The organism is Bradyrhizobium sp. USDA 376, assembly GCF_054063675.1.
In genome coordinates this window covers 4,148,384-4,162,718 of record NZ_JBSSGN010000001.1, presented here as the reverse complement: position 1 = coordinate 4,162,718, position 14,335 = coordinate 4,148,384, and the positions used below count along the sequence as shown (strand labels likewise).

General features: G+C 65.1%; 13 protein-coding genes and 1 pseudogene. 4 read left to right on the top strand and 10 right to left on the bottom strand.

The genetic code is table 11. The annotated features are described in order from the left end of the window. Window position 1: 1 nt before the first annotated feature. The 4 genes from ACVJ19_RS19530 to ACVJ19_RS19515 form a co-directional block, all read right to left on the bottom strand. Window positions 2–769 (bottom strand): ABC transporter ATP-binding protein, encoded by a 768-nt coding sequence (locus tag ACVJ19_RS19530; protein WP_036037489.1) that lies wholly within the window; start codon window positions 767–769, stop codon window positions 2–4. A 12-nt stretch (window positions 770–781) separates the two neighbouring features. After that, window positions 782–2,092: an ABC transporter substrate-binding protein gene (locus tag ACVJ19_RS19525; protein WP_453950637.1), complete on the bottom strand. Its 1,311-nt coding sequence runs from the start codon at window positions 2,090–2,092 to the stop codon at window positions 782–784. Window positions 2,093–2,186: 94 nt separating this feature from the next. Next, window positions 2,187–2,891 (bottom strand): NUDIX hydrolase, encoded by a 705-nt coding sequence (locus ACVJ19_RS19520; RefSeq protein ID WP_453950636.1) that lies wholly within the window; start codon window positions 2,889–2,891, stop codon window positions 2,187–2,189. Window positions 2,892–2,920: 29 nt separating this feature from the next. Further along, complete coding sequence (locus ACVJ19_RS19515; protein WP_456739414.1) at window positions 2,921–3,946, bottom strand: ABC transporter substrate-binding protein; 1,026 nt, start codon at window positions 3,944–3,946, stop codon at window positions 2,921–2,923. Between the two features lie 138 nt (window positions 3,947–4,084). On the opposite strand from ACVJ19_RS19515, the gene ACVJ19_RS19510 reads away from it, so the two are divergent. Next, complete coding sequence (locus ACVJ19_RS19510) at window positions 4,085–4,534, top strand: cupin domain-containing protein (protein WP_453950635.1); 450 nt, start codon at window positions 4,085–4,087, stop codon at window positions 4,532–4,534. A gap of 177 nt (window positions 4,535–4,711) precedes the next feature. Here the strand turns inward: ACVJ19_RS19510 and ACVJ19_RS19505 are convergent, their stop codons facing one another. Together ACVJ19_RS19505 and ACVJ19_RS19500 are read right to left on the bottom strand one after the other, a co-directional pair. Continuing rightward, window positions 4,712–5,500 (bottom strand): ABC transporter permease, encoded by a 789-nt coding sequence (locus ACVJ19_RS19505; RefSeq protein WP_453950634.1) that lies wholly within the window; start codon window positions 5,498–5,500, stop codon window positions 4,712–4,714. Beyond that, entirely contained in the window at window positions 5,500–6,318 is an 819-nt protein-coding gene (locus ACVJ19_RS19500) for an ABC transporter ATP-binding protein (RefSeq protein WP_453950633.1), read from the bottom strand. Before ACVJ19_RS19500 ends, ACVJ19_RS19505 begins: the two co-directional genes overlap by 1 nt. A gap of 135 nt (window positions 6,319–6,453) precedes the next feature. Here ACVJ19_RS19500 and ACVJ19_RS19495 point away from each other — a divergent pair, with 135 nt between their 5' ends. Then, window positions 6,454–7,236 (top strand): ATP-binding cassette domain-containing protein, encoded by a 783-nt coding sequence (locus ACVJ19_RS19495; protein ID WP_453950632.1) that lies wholly within the window; start codon window positions 6,454–6,456, stop codon window positions 7,234–7,236. Continuing rightward, window positions 7,233–8,793, top strand: a pseudogene (locus ACVJ19_RS19490) (glycine betaine ABC transporter substrate-binding protein). The gene ACVJ19_RS19495 and the pseudogene ACVJ19_RS19490 overlap by 4 nt, the downstream one beginning before the upstream one ends. 129 nt (window positions 8,794–8,922) lie before the next feature. On the opposite strand, the gene ACVJ19_RS19485 reads toward ACVJ19_RS19490, so the two are convergent. Next, window positions 8,923–10,635 (bottom strand): sulfatase-like hydrolase/transferase, encoded by a 1,713-nt coding sequence (locus tag ACVJ19_RS19485; RefSeq protein ID WP_453950630.1) that lies wholly within the window; start codon window positions 10,633–10,635, stop codon window positions 8,923–8,925. Window positions 10,636–10,834: 199 nt separating this feature from the next. Next, window positions 10,835–11,488, bottom strand: coding sequence for a TetR/AcrR family transcriptional regulator (locus tag ACVJ19_RS19480; protein WP_453950629.1), 654 nt, complete (start codon window positions 11,486–11,488; stop codon window positions 10,835–10,837). 109 nt (window positions 11,489–11,597) lie between these two features. Between ACVJ19_RS19480 and ACVJ19_RS19475 the strand changes: the two genes are divergently transcribed. Then, window positions 11,598–12,218 (top strand): hypothetical protein, encoded by a 621-nt coding sequence (locus tag ACVJ19_RS19475; protein ID WP_453950628.1) that lies wholly within the window; start codon window positions 11,598–11,600, stop codon window positions 12,216–12,218. 7 nt (window positions 12,219–12,225) lie between these two features. On the opposite strand, the gene ACVJ19_RS19470 is transcribed toward ACVJ19_RS19475, so the two are convergent. Together ACVJ19_RS19470 and ACVJ19_RS19465 are read right to left on the bottom strand one after the other, a co-directional pair. Then, entirely contained in the window at window positions 12,226–13,077 is an 852-nt protein-coding gene (locus ACVJ19_RS19470) for an SDR family oxidoreductase (protein WP_453950627.1), read from the bottom strand. 99 nt (window positions 13,078–13,176) lie between these two features. Continuing rightward, window positions 13,177–14,187: a DUF2336 domain-containing protein gene (locus ACVJ19_RS19465; protein ID WP_453950626.1), complete on the bottom strand. Its 1,011-nt coding sequence runs from the start codon at window positions 14,185–14,187 to the stop codon at window positions 13,177–13,179. Window positions 14,188–14,335 lie beyond the last annotated feature (148 nt).

The window sequence follows — 14,335 nt, the reverse complement described above, 5'->3', positions numbered from 1 at the left end:
GCTAACCTCCCGCGCGACGGCGCGCTTCGGCGGCCGCGGCCTGCGTGGTCTCGGCATCGGTGCCGAGATAGACCTCGATGACGCGCGGATCGCCGGCGACCGCGCTCGGCAGGCCTTCCGAGATCTTCTCGCCGTGATCGAGCACCATGACGCGGTCGACGACGCGCATCAGGACGCCCATGATGTGCTCGACCCAGATGATGGTGATGCCGAGCTCGTCGCGGATGTTGCGCAGCATGTCGGCGGCCTGGTCCATCTCGGCCTCGTCGAGCCCCCCGAGGCTCTCATCGGCGAGCAGCAGCTTTGGCGCGGTGGCGAGCGCCTTCGCAAGTTCAAGCTTCTTCAGCCCCGCTGCGCCGAGGCCATCGACGCTGGCATGGCGATCGGTCGGCAGGCCGACCATCGCCAGCGAGCGCTCGGCCGCCTCCTCGGCCTTGGCGCGGCTGTGGCGGCCCTGGCCGTAGAAGCCGGCGAGCGCGACGTTCTCGAAAATGCTGAGGCGACGGAACGGCCGCGGAATCTGGAATGTGCGGCCGATGCCGCTGTTGATGATCCGGTGCGGCGCGAGGCCCGCGATCTCGTGGCCGGCAAACAGGATCGAGCCGGAGGTCGGGGCCAGCGTGCCGGAGAGCATATTGAAGATCGTGCTCTTGCCCGAGCCGTTGGGGCCGATCAGGCCGAGGATCTCGCCCTGGTCGACCCGGAACGACACGTTATTCACGGCGGTGAAGCCGCCAAACCGCTTCACCAGCCCGCTGACTTCCAACACCGGAGCGCTCCGCTACTGGTTGCTGTAGGTGGTGCCCTTCGGCAGCGGCAGCACGGCCTCACGCTGCGCCTGACTCTTGGGCCACACCACATAGGACTTGTCGTCGACGTACTGGATCACGACGGGGAACGAGCGTTCGTTCTGGCCGGCCATTGGCGAGCCCTCGCCGTGGAATTTGACGCCGAAGCCGAGCATGGTGCCGCCTTCGGGTATGTCGGTGTCGAGTGCGGCCTTGCGCAGGGAGTCGGGATCTATGCCGCCATATTTCTTGATCGCTCGTGGCAGCACGTCGGTCAGGAACAAGTAGGTGTTGGACGCAGCCATGCCGACATGGGCCGAACGGATGGCGACGCCCGGCTTGCGCTTGTCGAACTCCTCGCCAACCGCCTTGATGATCGGCGGCAGCTTCGCATCCATGCTCTTCTGGTTGGCGAGCCAGATCGAGATCGGATCGGTGTTGAAGACGTAGTTTACATCGGCGCCCAGGCCTTCCTTTAGCTTCTCATAGACCCCGTAGCCGGCACCATGTCCCACCAGTGCGCCGAACTTCAGCCCCTGTTCGCGGGCTTGCCGGAGCAACAGGGTGATGTCGGGATTGTAGCCGGTGTGGAAGATGACATCCGGCTTGGCTCGCTTCAGCTTGGTGACCAGCGCAGACAAATCCGGGGCCGTCGCCGAATAGCCCTCCCTGAGCACGATGTTGAAACCGGCCTTCTTGGCGCCGGCCTCATTGCCTTTGGCAACGTCGACGCCGTAGGCGCCGTCCTCATGGATGATGGCGACCCGCAGGTCTTTCGGATCCTTGCCTAACTTTTCCTTCGTGTTCTGCGCGATGAAGTCCATCGTCATCATACCGAACTGATCGCCGGAGGCCTGCGGGCGAAACACGTATTTGTAGTTCTTGTTCTCCAGCACCGCGGAAGAAATGCAAGTCGTGATCCACATGAACTTCTTCAGCTGCTCGACGCGCGCTGCCACCGGCACGCACTGCGCCGAGGAAAAGAAGCCGAGCAGCATGTCGACCTTTTCCTGCTCGATCAAACGGACCGCTTCATTGATGGCGACATCCGGCTTGCTCTGAGCATCGGCATAGATTGCCTCGATCTTGTAGCCCTCGACGTTCTTCGCGCTGTACTGATCCAGCATGATCCTTGCGCCGGTATATTGCAGCTCCGAACCGCCGCCGGCGAGCGGGCCGGTCAGATCATAGATGACGCCGATCTTGAGCTTCTTCTCTTGGGCCTGGGCCGAAGCCACCAAGCCCGTCGCTGATATCGCGACCAACAGCCCACGTACCAAGCGGGCAGCCATGCGCAGGCGCATCTAAACCTCCCTGGACGATTGTGCATTGCATTCTTGTTGCTTTTGCTTTTTTGCCCATCACATGGGCTGCGCGCGGCGATGTCAAGCCTCGCGCTCAGCGCGAGGCGAACTGCTGCTCGACAAAGGCCGTGACAAATCGCGGCATGGCCGGCGTGAGATCGCTCATCCCGCGCACGAGATGAATGGCCGACAGTTCCGGCTCGGTCTCGCGTGCAAGATTGGCCTCGATCCGGGCGCGGGCCACATCGCCGGGCATATCCAGGTTGATGACCTGCAGCATTGCAATCGAGGGGCCGGTGACGACGCAATGCCAGCCCGGCTCGACCCGGTAGTCGGCCGCAGTCAGGCCGGTCTCTTCCCCAAGCTCTCGGACGACACTGCCGGGAATGTCGAGCACCCCCTCCGTGACATCGTCGAGATCCGGCGTGCCCGAGGGGAAATAGACGCGGCCGGCATTGGCGGTATGGGGCGCCATCTCGCCCATGATGAAGGCGCCGTCGGACGCGCGCAGCGCACCCATGCCAAAGCCGTTGAACACGGCCTTGTCGGGAAAGCCCCAGTCGCGCCAGGCGAGGAAGCTTGCGAAATCGGTCTCGAAATAGGTCGCGGTCAGATGACCGTCCCTGAACATTGCATCGCGCCCGAGCAGGACGCGGCCGTTCCAGATCTTCGGCCGCTCACGCTGCTTCTCGGCGAAATGCGCCGCGATCTCCGCGCGCCGTTCCTCCGCGAACGGCCAGACGATCGGTCGCACGGCAAGGTCAAGCGTCGTGACGCGATGAATGACCGGTGACGTCATGACGCCTGGTTACCACGCCTTCGCGTCAGCTATTTGGCGCTCCCGGTGGTCTTCTTGGCCTGATCGACGAATTTGTTGGTGAAGGTCTTGCTGACGTCGATCTTGGCGTTCGCCACCTCGGGCGAACCGACGCTGAACACCGCAAGCACGGCGTCGGCGCCCTTCGGGTCCATCTTGCCGGTCTCGGAGAACATCGGAATCGTGTTCTTCAGCGCGGCGAGATAGAGGTCCTTGTTCTTGCCGACCGTCTCCTCCGGCATCTTCGCCATGATCTCCTCGGGCGAATGCGAATGGATCCAGGCAAGCGTGGCCAGGATCGCGTTGGTCAGCGCCTGCGTCTCCTTCTCGTGGCCATTGACCCAGGCCGCCGTCGAGTACAGCGCGCCGCCAGGATATTCGCCGCCAAAGGTCTCGAGCGTATCCTTCTGCGTACGGGTGTCGCTGAGGATGCGGAGATCCTTGTGGCTGCCCTGGAGCACGGTGACGGAGGGATCGAGCATCACGGCCGCGTCGATCTGCCCCTGTTCCATCGCGGCGACCGCGGTGGCGCCGAGGCCCACGCCGATCACGGCGGCGCTGGTGGGATCGAGCCCGTTCTTCTTCAGCATGTATTTGAGGAAGAAGTCGGTGGAGGAGCCGGGTGCGCTGACGCCGACCTTCTTGCCGGCGAGATCCTTGACCGACTTGATGTCATTGGTGCGCGAGGGCGCGACCACCAGCACAAGGCCGGGATAGCGGTCATAGACCACGAAGGACTGCAGCTCCTGCTTCTTGGCGGCGAGGTTGACGCAATGGTCGAAATAGCCGGAGACGACGTCGGCGCTGCCGCCGAGCACGGCCTTGAGCGCGTCCGAGCCGCCCTTGAGGTCGACCAGCTCAACATTGAGGCCGGCCTTCTCGTACTCGCCGAGCTGCTTGGCCAGCACCGTCGGCAGGTAGCACAGGCAGGAGCCGCCGCCGACCGCGACGGTGACCTTGCTTTGGGCTGCGGCAAGCGAGGTGGTGAGCGTCAGCGCGAGCAGCGCGCCGGCGAGCCTGGCAATCGTGTTCTTCATTGGTTTCCTCCGTTCGGCCGGCGGCACCATAGAGCAGCGGGCCTGGCTTGAGAAGCACTGCCTAAGTGGGCTGGCCATCGGCCCTTCGGCGCAATAGCATGGCTGAACAAGAACAATTCCTGATGGGGAGGATGATCCATGAATCGCCTTGTTGCCGGGCTGTCGCTCGCCGCCGCCTTTGCCGCCGGATGCGGCGCAAACCAGCTGCTCCGGCCGGCGCTGGCCGCCGAAAACATCACCGCACAGCTCATCCACACCGGCGAGATGGAGGGTGATGCGCTCGGCCCCGCCAACAATGTCGGCTACCGGTCCAAGATGTTCGCAAGCGCCGACGGCGCCACCGTCTCGATCCAGGTCGGCAATGTGCCCAAGCACATGCATCCCAACACCAACGAGATCCAGTACATCCTGGACGGGACCGGGACGATCTGGCTCGGCGACAAGGAGGTCACGGTCAAGCCGGGCGACCTCGTCATCATTCCGAAGGGTACGGCGCATGGCGGCACCAAGCCGATCAGCGGTCAGGTCAAGGCGATCGCCATCAAGACGCCGCCGCAGGCGCCGGATGACACCAAGCTGCTGGATTGATGACGGTGAGCTCCCTCTCCCGCTTGCGGGAGAGGGCTGGGGAGAGGGTGCCTCCGCGCCGGGACAATCCCCCAGAGGAGAAAACCCTCACCCGGCGCTCCGCGCCGACCTCTCCCGCAAGCGGGAGAGGTTAACTGCCGCCGCGGCTCGCACCAATTCTTGCAATAAGCATTGCAGCTAGCCGCGCCCATCCGATGCGGTCGGCCGCCACACCAAAAGGCGCCGCTCGACCAACGTCACGCCGTAGTCGATCAGGATGACGAAGGCCGACAGCACGAACATGCCTGCGAACACGCCGGCAACGTCGAAGACGCCCTCGGCCTGCTGGATCAGATAGCCGAGCCCGGCCGCCGATCCCAGATATTCGCCGACGACCGCGCCGACCACAGCGAAGCCGACCGAAGTGTGCAGCGAGGAGAACATCCACGACAGCGCCGACGGCCAGTAGACGTGCTGCATCAGCTGCCGCTCGCTCATGCCGAGCATGCGGCCGTTGTCGAGCACGGTACGGCTGACTTCCTTGACGCCCTGATAGACGTTGAAGAAGACGATGAAAAACACCAGCGTCACGCCGAGCGCGACTTTGGACCAGATGCCGAGCCCGAGCCATAGCGCGAAGATCGGCGCCAGCACGACGCGCGGCAGTGCGTTGACCATCTTGACGTAGGGGTCGAACACCGCGGCGACCAGCGGCTGGCGCGCGAACCAGAATCCGATCAGCACACCGCCGGCCGACCCGATCACGAAGGCAAGGATCGATTCCGTCAGAGTGATGCCGAGATGCTTCCAGATCACGCCGGACGCGAACCACTTCACGATCTGGCTGAACACGTCGAACGGATTGGAGAAGAAGAACGGCGGCAGCAGGATCTTGCCGAACACGGGGACGGTCGACAGCACCTGCCACAGCACGATGCACACGACCGCGACCAGAACCTGCAGCGCAAACAGCGTCGGGCGCGACATCAGACCGCCTCCGCCGCGTGGGTGGACTGCGCATAGCCCTTCATCACCTCGTCCTTCAGCACGCTCCAGATCTCGCGATGGAGCGCATGGAACTCCTTGTCGAGGCGCACCTCGAAGATGTCGCGCGGACGCGGCAGGCTGACGCGCCAGTCGCCGATGATGCGCGAGGACGGCCCCGCGGACATGATCACCACGCGGTCGGCGAGCGCAATCGCCTCTTCCAGATCGTGCGTCACGAACAGCACCGCCTTGCGGTCGGCGTTCCACAGGTCGAGCAGCAGATTGCCCATCACCTGGCGCGTCTGCGCATCAAGTGGCCCGAACGGCTCGTCCATCAGCAGGATTTTTGGATCTCGAATCAGAACCTGTGCCAGCGCCACGCGCTTGCGCTGACCGCCGGAGAGCATGTGCGGATAGCGGTTCGCGAAGGCGCCGAGGCCCACGGAGGTCAGCCATTTTCGGGCCTGCGGGAGCGCCTCGCTGCGCGACGTGCCCTTGATCTCGAGCCCGATCGCGACATTGTCGAGCGCGGTCTTCCAGGGGAACAGCGCGTCGGCCTGGAACAAATAGCCGGCATCCCGGTTCAGCCCCGCCAGCGGCCGGTCGAATATCTTGACACTGCCCGCGGCGGGCTTGAGCAATCCGGCCGCGACATTGAGCAGCGTCGATTTCCCGCAGCCGGTCGGGCCGACGATGGCAACGAACTCGCCCTGCGCGACCGCAAGGTGCGCCTTCTCCACCGCCGTATAGACCCGGCCGTCCCCCAGCCGGAACGCAACCTTGGTATCTTCCAGCGCCACTGCCGTTGGCGTCGTCATGTGTTTCCTCCGAATTCAGGCGATGCCTTAGCCTCTCGCGCGGCCAAGTTCAATCAAGCCGCCAAGCGTGCTACGCATGGGCCTGGCCGTGCTCCCCCTCCAGGGGAGGGTAAGAGAAAAGCGAGCCTACCCGCGATGCCCTCCAAGCTGGCGATCAGCTACCAAAAGGTAACCAGGAGATTCGGCTCCCTCACAGCCGTCGACGATGTATCGCTCGACATCGCCGAGGGCGAATTTCTGGCCATCGTCGGCGGCTCCGGCTCGGGCAAGACCACGCTGCTGCGCCTCGCCAACCGGCTGATCGAGGCCGATGGCGGCACGATCATGGTCGAGGGCGAGGACGTGCGGAACGTCGATCCGGTCGCGCTGCGGCGCCGGATCGGCTACGTTTTCCAGAGCGGCGGGCTGTTTCCGCATCTGAGCGTCGCCGACAATGTCGGAATCACGCCAAGACTGCTGGGCGAGCCGGCAGCGACCATCGCAAGGCGCGTCGACGAGCTGCTGGAGCTCGTGCAGCTGGACCGCACCGCACATCGCGATCGGCTTCCCGAAGCACTCTCCGGCGGCCAGCGCCAGCGCGTCGGCGTGGCGCGAGCGCTCGCCGCAAAGCCCCGCATCGTGCTGATGGACGAGCCGTTCGGCGCGCTCGATCCCCTCACCCGCGATGCGCTCGGCGAGGATTTTCGCGACCTGCACCGCAAGCTCGGCCTGACCACCGTCATGATCACGCATGACATGACCGAGGCGATCCTACTCGCCGACCGCATCGCCGTGATGCGCGGCGGAAAGGTGCTGGCGCAGGGCACGGCCGCAGAGCTCTCGGGCAGCAGCGACGATTACGTGCTCGAGCTGTTGCGCACGCCGCGGCGCCAGGTCGAGCGGCTGAATACGTTGCTGCCGAAGAGCGGTGCGGCATGAGCCTCTTCACCGATCCGCGCTGGGGCGAGGCGCTGTCGCATCTGGCGGACTATCTCGGCAACCATGTGCGGGTGAGCCTTGCCGCGCTGGCGCTTGGCCTCGCCGTCAGCCTGCCGCTTGCGATCCTGACACGCAACCGTCCGGCGCCGCGCGGCATCCTGCTCGCGCTCGCCAGCATCGTGCAGACCGTGCCGGGACTTGCACTGCTCGCGCTGTTCTATCCGCTGCTGCTGCTGGCGGCGTCGGTCGCGCTCACCTGGTTCGGCGTTTCCTTCTCGGCGTTCGGCTTTCTGCCGGCGATGCTGGCGCTGGCGCTCTATTCGATGCTGCCGGTGCTGCGCAACGGCATCACCGGCCTCAACGGCATCGATCCTGCGCTGATCGAGGCCGCCAAGGGCGTCGGCATGACGCCGCGTCAATCGCTCGTCATGGTCGAGCTGCCGCTGGCACTGCCGGTGATGATGGCGGGCATCCGCACCGCCGCGGTGTGGGGTGATCGGCACCGCGACGCTCTCGACGCCGATCGGGCAGACCAGCCTCGGCAACTACATCTTCGCCGGGCTCCAGACCCAGAACTGGGTGTTCGTGCTGTTCGGCTGCATTGCCTCGGCCCTGCTCGCGCTCGCAGTCGACCAGCTGCTTGGCCTGATCGAGAGTGGCCTGCGCCGGCGCAGCCGCTTGCGCGCGGGCCTCGGTGCGGTCGGAATCGTCGCGCTCGTCGCCGCAACGCTGGTGCCGACGATGGGACGCTCGTCGTCAGGCTATGTCGTCGGCGCAAAAACCTTCGCCGAGCAATATGTTCTGTCGGCGTTGATGAGGGACCGCCTCCAGGCGGCGGACCTCTCGGCCACGGCACGCTCCGGCCTCGGCTCCAGCGTGATCTTCGAGGCGCTGAAGGCGGGCGACATCGATCTCTATGTCGATTATTCCGGCACGCTCTGGGCCAACCAGCTCCATCGTACCGACATCAAACCGCGCGCGGAGCTGGTCGCCGAGCTGAAGACGGCGCTCGCGAAGGAGAACATCACCCTGCTCGGCGAGCTCGGCTTCGAGAATGCCTATGCGCTGGTAATGCCAAGAAAGCGCGCCGAGGCGCTTGGCATCCGCACCATCGCCGACCTCAGCGCACATGCCTCGGCGCTGTCGATTGCCGGCGACTACGAATTCTTCTCGCGCCCCGAATGGGCGGCCCTGCAAAAGGCGTATGGGCTCCAGTTCCGCGCCCAGCGCCAGATGCAGCCGGACTTCATGTATGCGGCGGTTGCCAGCGGCGAGGTCGACGTCATCGCCGGCTACACCAGCGATGGTCTCATCGCCAAATACGATCTCATCGCGCTCGACGATCCCAAACACGCGATCCCACCCTACGACGCCATTTTGCTGCTCGCGCCCAAGCGCGCCGGCGACGAGCGGCTCAAGACGGCGCTGCAACCGCTGCTCGGCAAGATCGACATCGCCACCATGCGCGAAGCAAACTTGCGCGCCAGCGGCAACGACGCGAATTCGTCGCCGGATGCGGTGGCGAAGTGGCTGTGGGGGAAGGTGGGCAAGCAGTAGGCCGGGATTTCGTAGGGTGGGCAAAGGCGCGTAAGCGCCGTGCCCACCGTCTCTGGACACGCGCGACAGGATGGTGGGCACGCTTCGCTTTGCCCACCCTACGATCCAGGTCTCGCGCAGCGATCAGGGCTACAATCCCCGGATCATCCCCGCATTGATCAGCAGCCGGTTCAGCCGCCGCGCCTCGGCGCCGTCCTTGCAGCCGTAGAAGAGGCCCTTGCAGCGGAGCATGACCGCCTTCTGCTCGGCGAAGGACGGGTCGAGCGGGATGCCGGCGGCTTCCTGGATCACCAGAGGCAGATACGGGCCGTCGATCGTGTCCATCACGGCATCGCTCTTGACCGGCTCGAAATTGACAGCGTCGATCGCGTAATAGGTCGCATAGAGGCGCGGATCGTAAGCGTCGAGCTTCTTGCCGATCGCGCCCTCGTCGAGCCCGGGCTCGAGCAGCTTCGGCGCAAATTCGGGCTGATGATCGCCATAGCGCACGATCAGGAAGGGCTCGCCGGGAAAGGTCTTCTTCAGGCCGGCGACGAACGCCTTGTACTGCTCGGCGCTCATCGCCTGCCGGCGCAGATATTCGTCGATCGACGCCACATTGCCCGGCGCGCGCCAGTTCGGCAGCAGGTCCGGGCGGAAGCGGGTCTCCCAGGGGAAATGATTGGCACCGAGATAGATGAAGGTGAACAGCGGCTTGTTCGGCGGCTGCTGGCCCATCAGCTGGAGCGCCTTGTCGTAGAAGAAGCTGTCGGGCTCGACATCCTTCGCGCCGAGGTCTTTCGAGTCGAGGAAGCGCTCGATGCCGGTCGTCATCTGGAAGCTGCGTGCGCCCATGAAGCCGCCATAGGCGGGATAGAGCGACAGCGTGTCGTAGCCGCAGCGGCGGAGCGCCAGCGGCAAGCCGCGCTCGACACGGCCTGTTGCGATGCGCGTCACGAAATAGGCGAAGCGACCGAACGAGCGCGAGGAGAGCCCTGCGAGCACGTTGTATTCGGTGAACCAGCTCGGCCCGCCATTGCTCTCGGCGAGGAACGTGCGCTGCTTGCCGTCCCACGACTTGAAATGATCGCCATAGCGCGGCGGCACCTTGATGCCCTGAGCGGAGCGGATGTCGAAGCTGGATTCATCATGGATCATGATGATGTTCGGCCGGCGGCCGGCGGGATGGCAGGCATCGACCAGCGGCATGTTGAGCCGCTCGTTGGTTGCGGCGGCGGACTCCATGAAACCATATTGGATGAAGTCGGAGACCGAACTGACGCCCGAGCGGAAGAACTTCGAGAGATAGCCGTCATCGTAATAGCCGCGCCAGGCCTCATCCGGATGGTAGAGCGAATAGCCGACCAGGGCGGCGAGACAAGCGAGCTTGCAGGCGAACGCCGGCAGGCGGCGGATGCGGAACGGATCGAGCCACCACAGCGCATACATCAGCGGCAGCGTGACGAGGCCCGCCAGGATCACCGACCAGCGCAAATTCGGGAAGATCGTGAACAGGAACGCGACGGTGTCGCGGTCGATCATCATCAGGTCGATGAAGTTGACCGTCATCTGCACGACGTCGTGCTTGAGCCGCGACAGCAGCACCAGCACGACGACCATGGTCAGCGACAGCGCACCCGACAGCGCCGGCCGCCGCAGCAAGGTGATCCAGAAGAAGTTAAGGATGCCCCAGGCCAGCGCGAAGGACAGGCGCGAGCCGAAATCGGTCTCGGTCTCGTACATCAGCGCGAGCGCCGCCAGATGCGGCGCTGCAACGGCGAGCAGCCGCCAGATGCCGAGCGCGGCGACGCTCGCCAGCACGGCGGTAGTGGCAGAAGGACCTGGATTGGGCGCGGACGCCATCAACGGCACGCAACTCTGGTCCGGCGCGGGTATGCAAAGCCGTCTGGCCGGCCACAAGACGGCCAGGGCGTCCGGCGCAGCCGGAAGCCTGCACCGTGTCATAAAATTGTAACGGAACAGTCAAGAACAGGCAACGCGTGCCGCGATCCGACGTTCGCTTAATGGTGGTGGGTGGCGAAGTGCCGTCCGCCTTATCCCCTCAGCGCTTCGCGATCCCCGCGATGAACAGGTCGATCACCCCTTCCGCCATCCGCCCGATCTCACCCTCCTCCACGCCCCAGCGCGGAAAGTGGCCGTCGAGATTCATCCGGGCGAAACCGTAGACCAGGGCGCGGCCGGCGATCTGGATGCGCTTGAGGTCGGCCGACCGCAGCAGGCCCTGCGCGGCCGCGTCTGCCAGCATCTGCTCGGTCAGGGCGATCAGCTCGGCGTTGTCGCGCGTCAGCTCCGGCGAGCTGCCATGGGCGAAATAGCGCCCCGTCGAGATGATCTCGAAATGCGCGGGGTTGCGCAGGGCCCAGCGCAGATAGGCGAGACCAAAGGCACGGAAGCGGCCGAGCGGGTCGGCGGCCGGAGCCTCACCCAGCGCCGCCTCGATCTCGGTTCGGAAGCGGCGCTGCGCCTCCCCGGCCGCGGCTGCCATCAGCGCATCGCGGTTGGGGAAGTGTCGGAACGGCGCCCCCGGGGATACCGCGGCCCGGCGCGCGGCCTCGCGTACCGACACTTCGGCGCCTTCCGCGGCGAGTTGCAACGCGGCATCGATCAACACGCGGCGGAGATCGCCATGATGGTAAGGCCGGGCTTCAGACGCTTGGCGGCGGGCGCGCGGCTTGGAGGTCGGACGGGCGGGCATGACACCCCCTTCTAGCATCACTCCATCGTGAATGTAAGCAGCGATTACACCGTTGACGGATACGCGATCCCTAAATGTAATCGATGCTTACATCCAGAAGGAGATCGCCATGTCGCAACGTCAAAGCTGGCTGGAAGGCTGGCGGCTGCTGGCCGCGCTGGTCGTGAGTCTGATCACCCTGAGCCTGTGGATCCCGTCGATGCGGCACTTCGAGGTCGAGGGCATGCGGATGGTGATCCGCTTCACGGCGCGAAGCTCGCTCACGCTGTTCTGCCTTGCCTTCAGTGCCGCGGCACTGGCGCGGCTGTGGCCGAATGCCTGGACGCGCTGGCAGCGTCGCAATCGCCGCTATCTGGGCCTCAGCTTCGCCGCCTCCCACGCCATCCACGCGGCAGCCATCGTCGCCTTCGCCAACATGGATCCGGCCGGCTTTGCCGAGGCGACCTCAGCGGCCTCCTACATATTCGGCGGCATCGGCTATGCCGTTATCATTATCATGAGTGCGACCTCGTTCGACCGCACCGCTGCGCTGCTCGGGCCGCGCGCCTTTCGCGCGCTGCACCTTGTGGGCGGCTACTACCTCTGGTTCCAGTTCATGGTGTCGTTCGGCAAGCGTGTGCCGGCGATGCCGCTTTACGCCGCCTTCCTCATTCCGCTGCTCGTCGTGATGGCGCTGCGGCTGATCGCGATGGCCGCCAATCCACGTGGGCGGACGGCCGAGGCGAGCTGAACGACGGTCACCCCTGCGGCAGCAACCCGAGCCGCTTGGCGATGATGCGGTCGAGCGTCCGTTTCGGCAGCACGGCGCCAATCAGATGGCGCAGCGGATCGGGCGTGATCTGGTAGCGCACCTTGGGGCTCGTCGCCGTGAGCGCTTCGAACACGATTTCGGCGACGCGCTCGGCCGGCAGGCCCTTGGCGCCGAGCTCCATCATGAACGCCATGACCTTGTTGAGGGCCGGCATATAGGGCGAATTCCTGTAGACGGAGAGATCGATCTGTTCGGCCTTGCTCCAGATCGGCGTCTTGACCGCGCCGGGAGCGACGATGATGACATCGATGCCGAACAGCATCAGCTCGCGGCGCAGGCTTTCCGACAAGCCCTCGACGGCGTGCTTGGAGGTGCAGTAAGGCGCCGACAACGGATTGCCGTTCTTGCCTGCAACCGAGCTGATCATCACGATCCGCCCCTTCGGCCCCTTCAGCGAGGGATCGGCGCCGAGCAGCGGCCCGAACGCCTGTGTCGCGATCACAGGACCGATGACGTTGATGTCCATCTGGCGGCGGAAATCATCCGCCGACAATTCGAGCACGGGACCGGCGACCGCGATGCCGGCATTGTTGACGAGGCCGGCCAGCGTCTCCCCGCCCAGCGCCTCGCGGACTTTTCGCGCAGCAGCGAGAACTGCAGCCTCGTCGGTCACGTCGAACAGGAGCGGCGTGAAGTTCGCACCGAACTCCCCCTGAAGCCGGTCGGCATCGGCTTGCTTGCGGACGCTGCCGAAGACACGATAGCCACGCCCGATCATGAGTTTTGCGACGGCCCAGCCGATGCCCGTGGACGCGCCTGTAACGACGACAGACCGCATGATCTCCCCCTCGCGTTTCCCACGATCATGTAGAGGGGAAGGTGCCGGTGCGCAATGCCGCCCAACGCTCCGGCAGGCGCAGCAGTTTACGTGGCTCAGCTAATGGACAGGATCCCGCCCGGCCCGCTCGCGAAGCCGGTAGAATTGGAGCGCAGCCTTTGCGGTACTTGGCTTCAACCGAAGGAAGCTCGCAAAGCACTCCTCCAATCGCTCTTTCGACCGCTCTTTCGACTCCTGGGCGGAGCCGGGCTGAAACGTCAAGATCGCCTTCGTCGTCTCCCAGGATAGCCCGATCGCCTTCGCCAGGATGAGAATCTGCTCGGGCTCAGAGCGGACCAGCGCGCGCTCGATCGCCCCGATCGGCAGATCGGTCATGAGCGACAGCGCAACCGCTGTCTTGTCGAAGCTTCGCTCGCCGATGAAGCCGAGCACGCGCGCCTCGTCGAGTTGCCCGCCCGAATGCAGGGACCTCACCTCGGCCAACGCCCGGGCATGCTCGCTTGAGCCTACGCGCGCCATGGACTGCAGCTCATCGGAGCCCTCCGCGATGGCGCTCCGAATGAGGGCCGCCTGGCGTGGATCGGCTGCCTCCAGCTTGCGCCTCACCATCTCGGAGGCATGAACGAACAATTTCAGCAGGGTCTCGCGCGGGATGTCGGGCCGAGCCCAGATGCACATGGCGAGCGCGCCATTGTCCCGCGCCCGCCTGACGAGCCCAGACATTCCCTGGGGCGAGAAGCTGGCTCCGCCGTTGCCGGCGGTCCGCAGGGCGACAGCGTTGTTGCCGCGCTCGACGAGGACATCGGTGACGGGTTCTCTCAAGCGGATGCGGCCGGCGATGGCCAGCAGGTGATCCTGGCTCTTGGTCCGCGCATTCTCCGCCAAGCTCGCCTCGTCGAGCCGTGGCGAGTGCTCCAGGACCGGCGCCGCCACCTCCGGTGCGTCGTCAAACGCCAGCATGCGGATCGTCCGGCGCGGCGCGTCGGGCAATCTGGAAAGCCTGCTCCCGAAGGCCGCCCGGGCGGTGCATTCAATGTTCTTGAGGAGAGTGCTCATCACCTCGTCGAACAGATCGATCTGCTCGTCCGAAAACTTGCCCGAGCCGAACACGAAGAGATCGGCGACATGCCGCAGGAGCTCGGCGCGCTTCGACAGCTCCGGGTTCGCCAGTGCGATCTCGAGTTGGTCGATCAGGCTGTTCTCCAGATTCATCTCCCGTACTGGCGGTGGAGTTGTCTGTGTTCCTGCGGAGTTCATG

What these genes read in the sequence shown, in the direction of transcription:
- ACVJ19_RS19525 (WP_453950637.1), bottom strand. Translation starts at nt 2,092, where the DNA reads ATGCGCCTGCGCATGGCTGCCCGCTTGGTACGTGGGCTGTTGGTCGCG.
- ACVJ19_RS19520 (WP_453950636.1), bottom strand. Translation starts at nt 2,891, where the DNA reads ATGACGTCACCGGTCATTCATCGCGTCACGACGCTTGACCTTGCCGTG.
- ACVJ19_RS19515 (WP_456739414.1), bottom strand. Translation starts at nt 3,946, where the DNA reads ATGAAGAACACGATTGCCAGGCTCGCCGGCGCGCTGCTCGCGCTGACG.
- ACVJ19_RS19510 (WP_453950635.1), top strand. Translation starts at nt 4,085, where the DNA reads ATGAATCGCCTTGTTGCCGGGCTGTCGCTCGCCGCCGCCTTTGCCGCC.
- ACVJ19_RS19505 (WP_453950634.1), bottom strand. Translation starts at nt 5,500, where the DNA reads ATGTCGCGCCCGACGCTGTTTGCGCTGCAGGTTCTGGTCGCGGTCGTG.
- ACVJ19_RS19500 (WP_453950633.1), bottom strand. Translation starts at nt 6,318, where the DNA reads ATGACGACGCCAACGGCAGTGGCGCTGGAAGATACCAAGGTTGCGTTC.
- ACVJ19_RS19495 (WP_453950632.1), top strand. Translation starts at nt 6,454, where the DNA reads ATGCCCTCCAAGCTGGCGATCAGCTACCAAAAGGTAACCAGGAGATTC.
- ACVJ19_RS19485 (WP_453950630.1), bottom strand. Translation starts at nt 10,635, where the DNA reads ATGGCGTCCGCGCCCAATCCAGGTCCTTCTGCCACTACCGCCGTGCTG.
- ACVJ19_RS19480 (WP_453950629.1), bottom strand. Translation starts at nt 11,488, where the DNA reads ATGCCCGCCCGTCCGACCTCCAAGCCGCGCGCCCGCCGCCAAGCGTCT.
- ACVJ19_RS19475 (WP_453950628.1), top strand. Translation starts at nt 11,598, where the DNA reads ATGTCGCAACGTCAAAGCTGGCTGGAAGGCTGGCGGCTGCTGGCCGCG.
- ACVJ19_RS19470 (WP_453950627.1), bottom strand. Translation starts at nt 13,077, where the DNA reads ATGCGGTCTGTCGTCGTTACAGGCGCGTCCACGGGCATCGGCTGGGCC.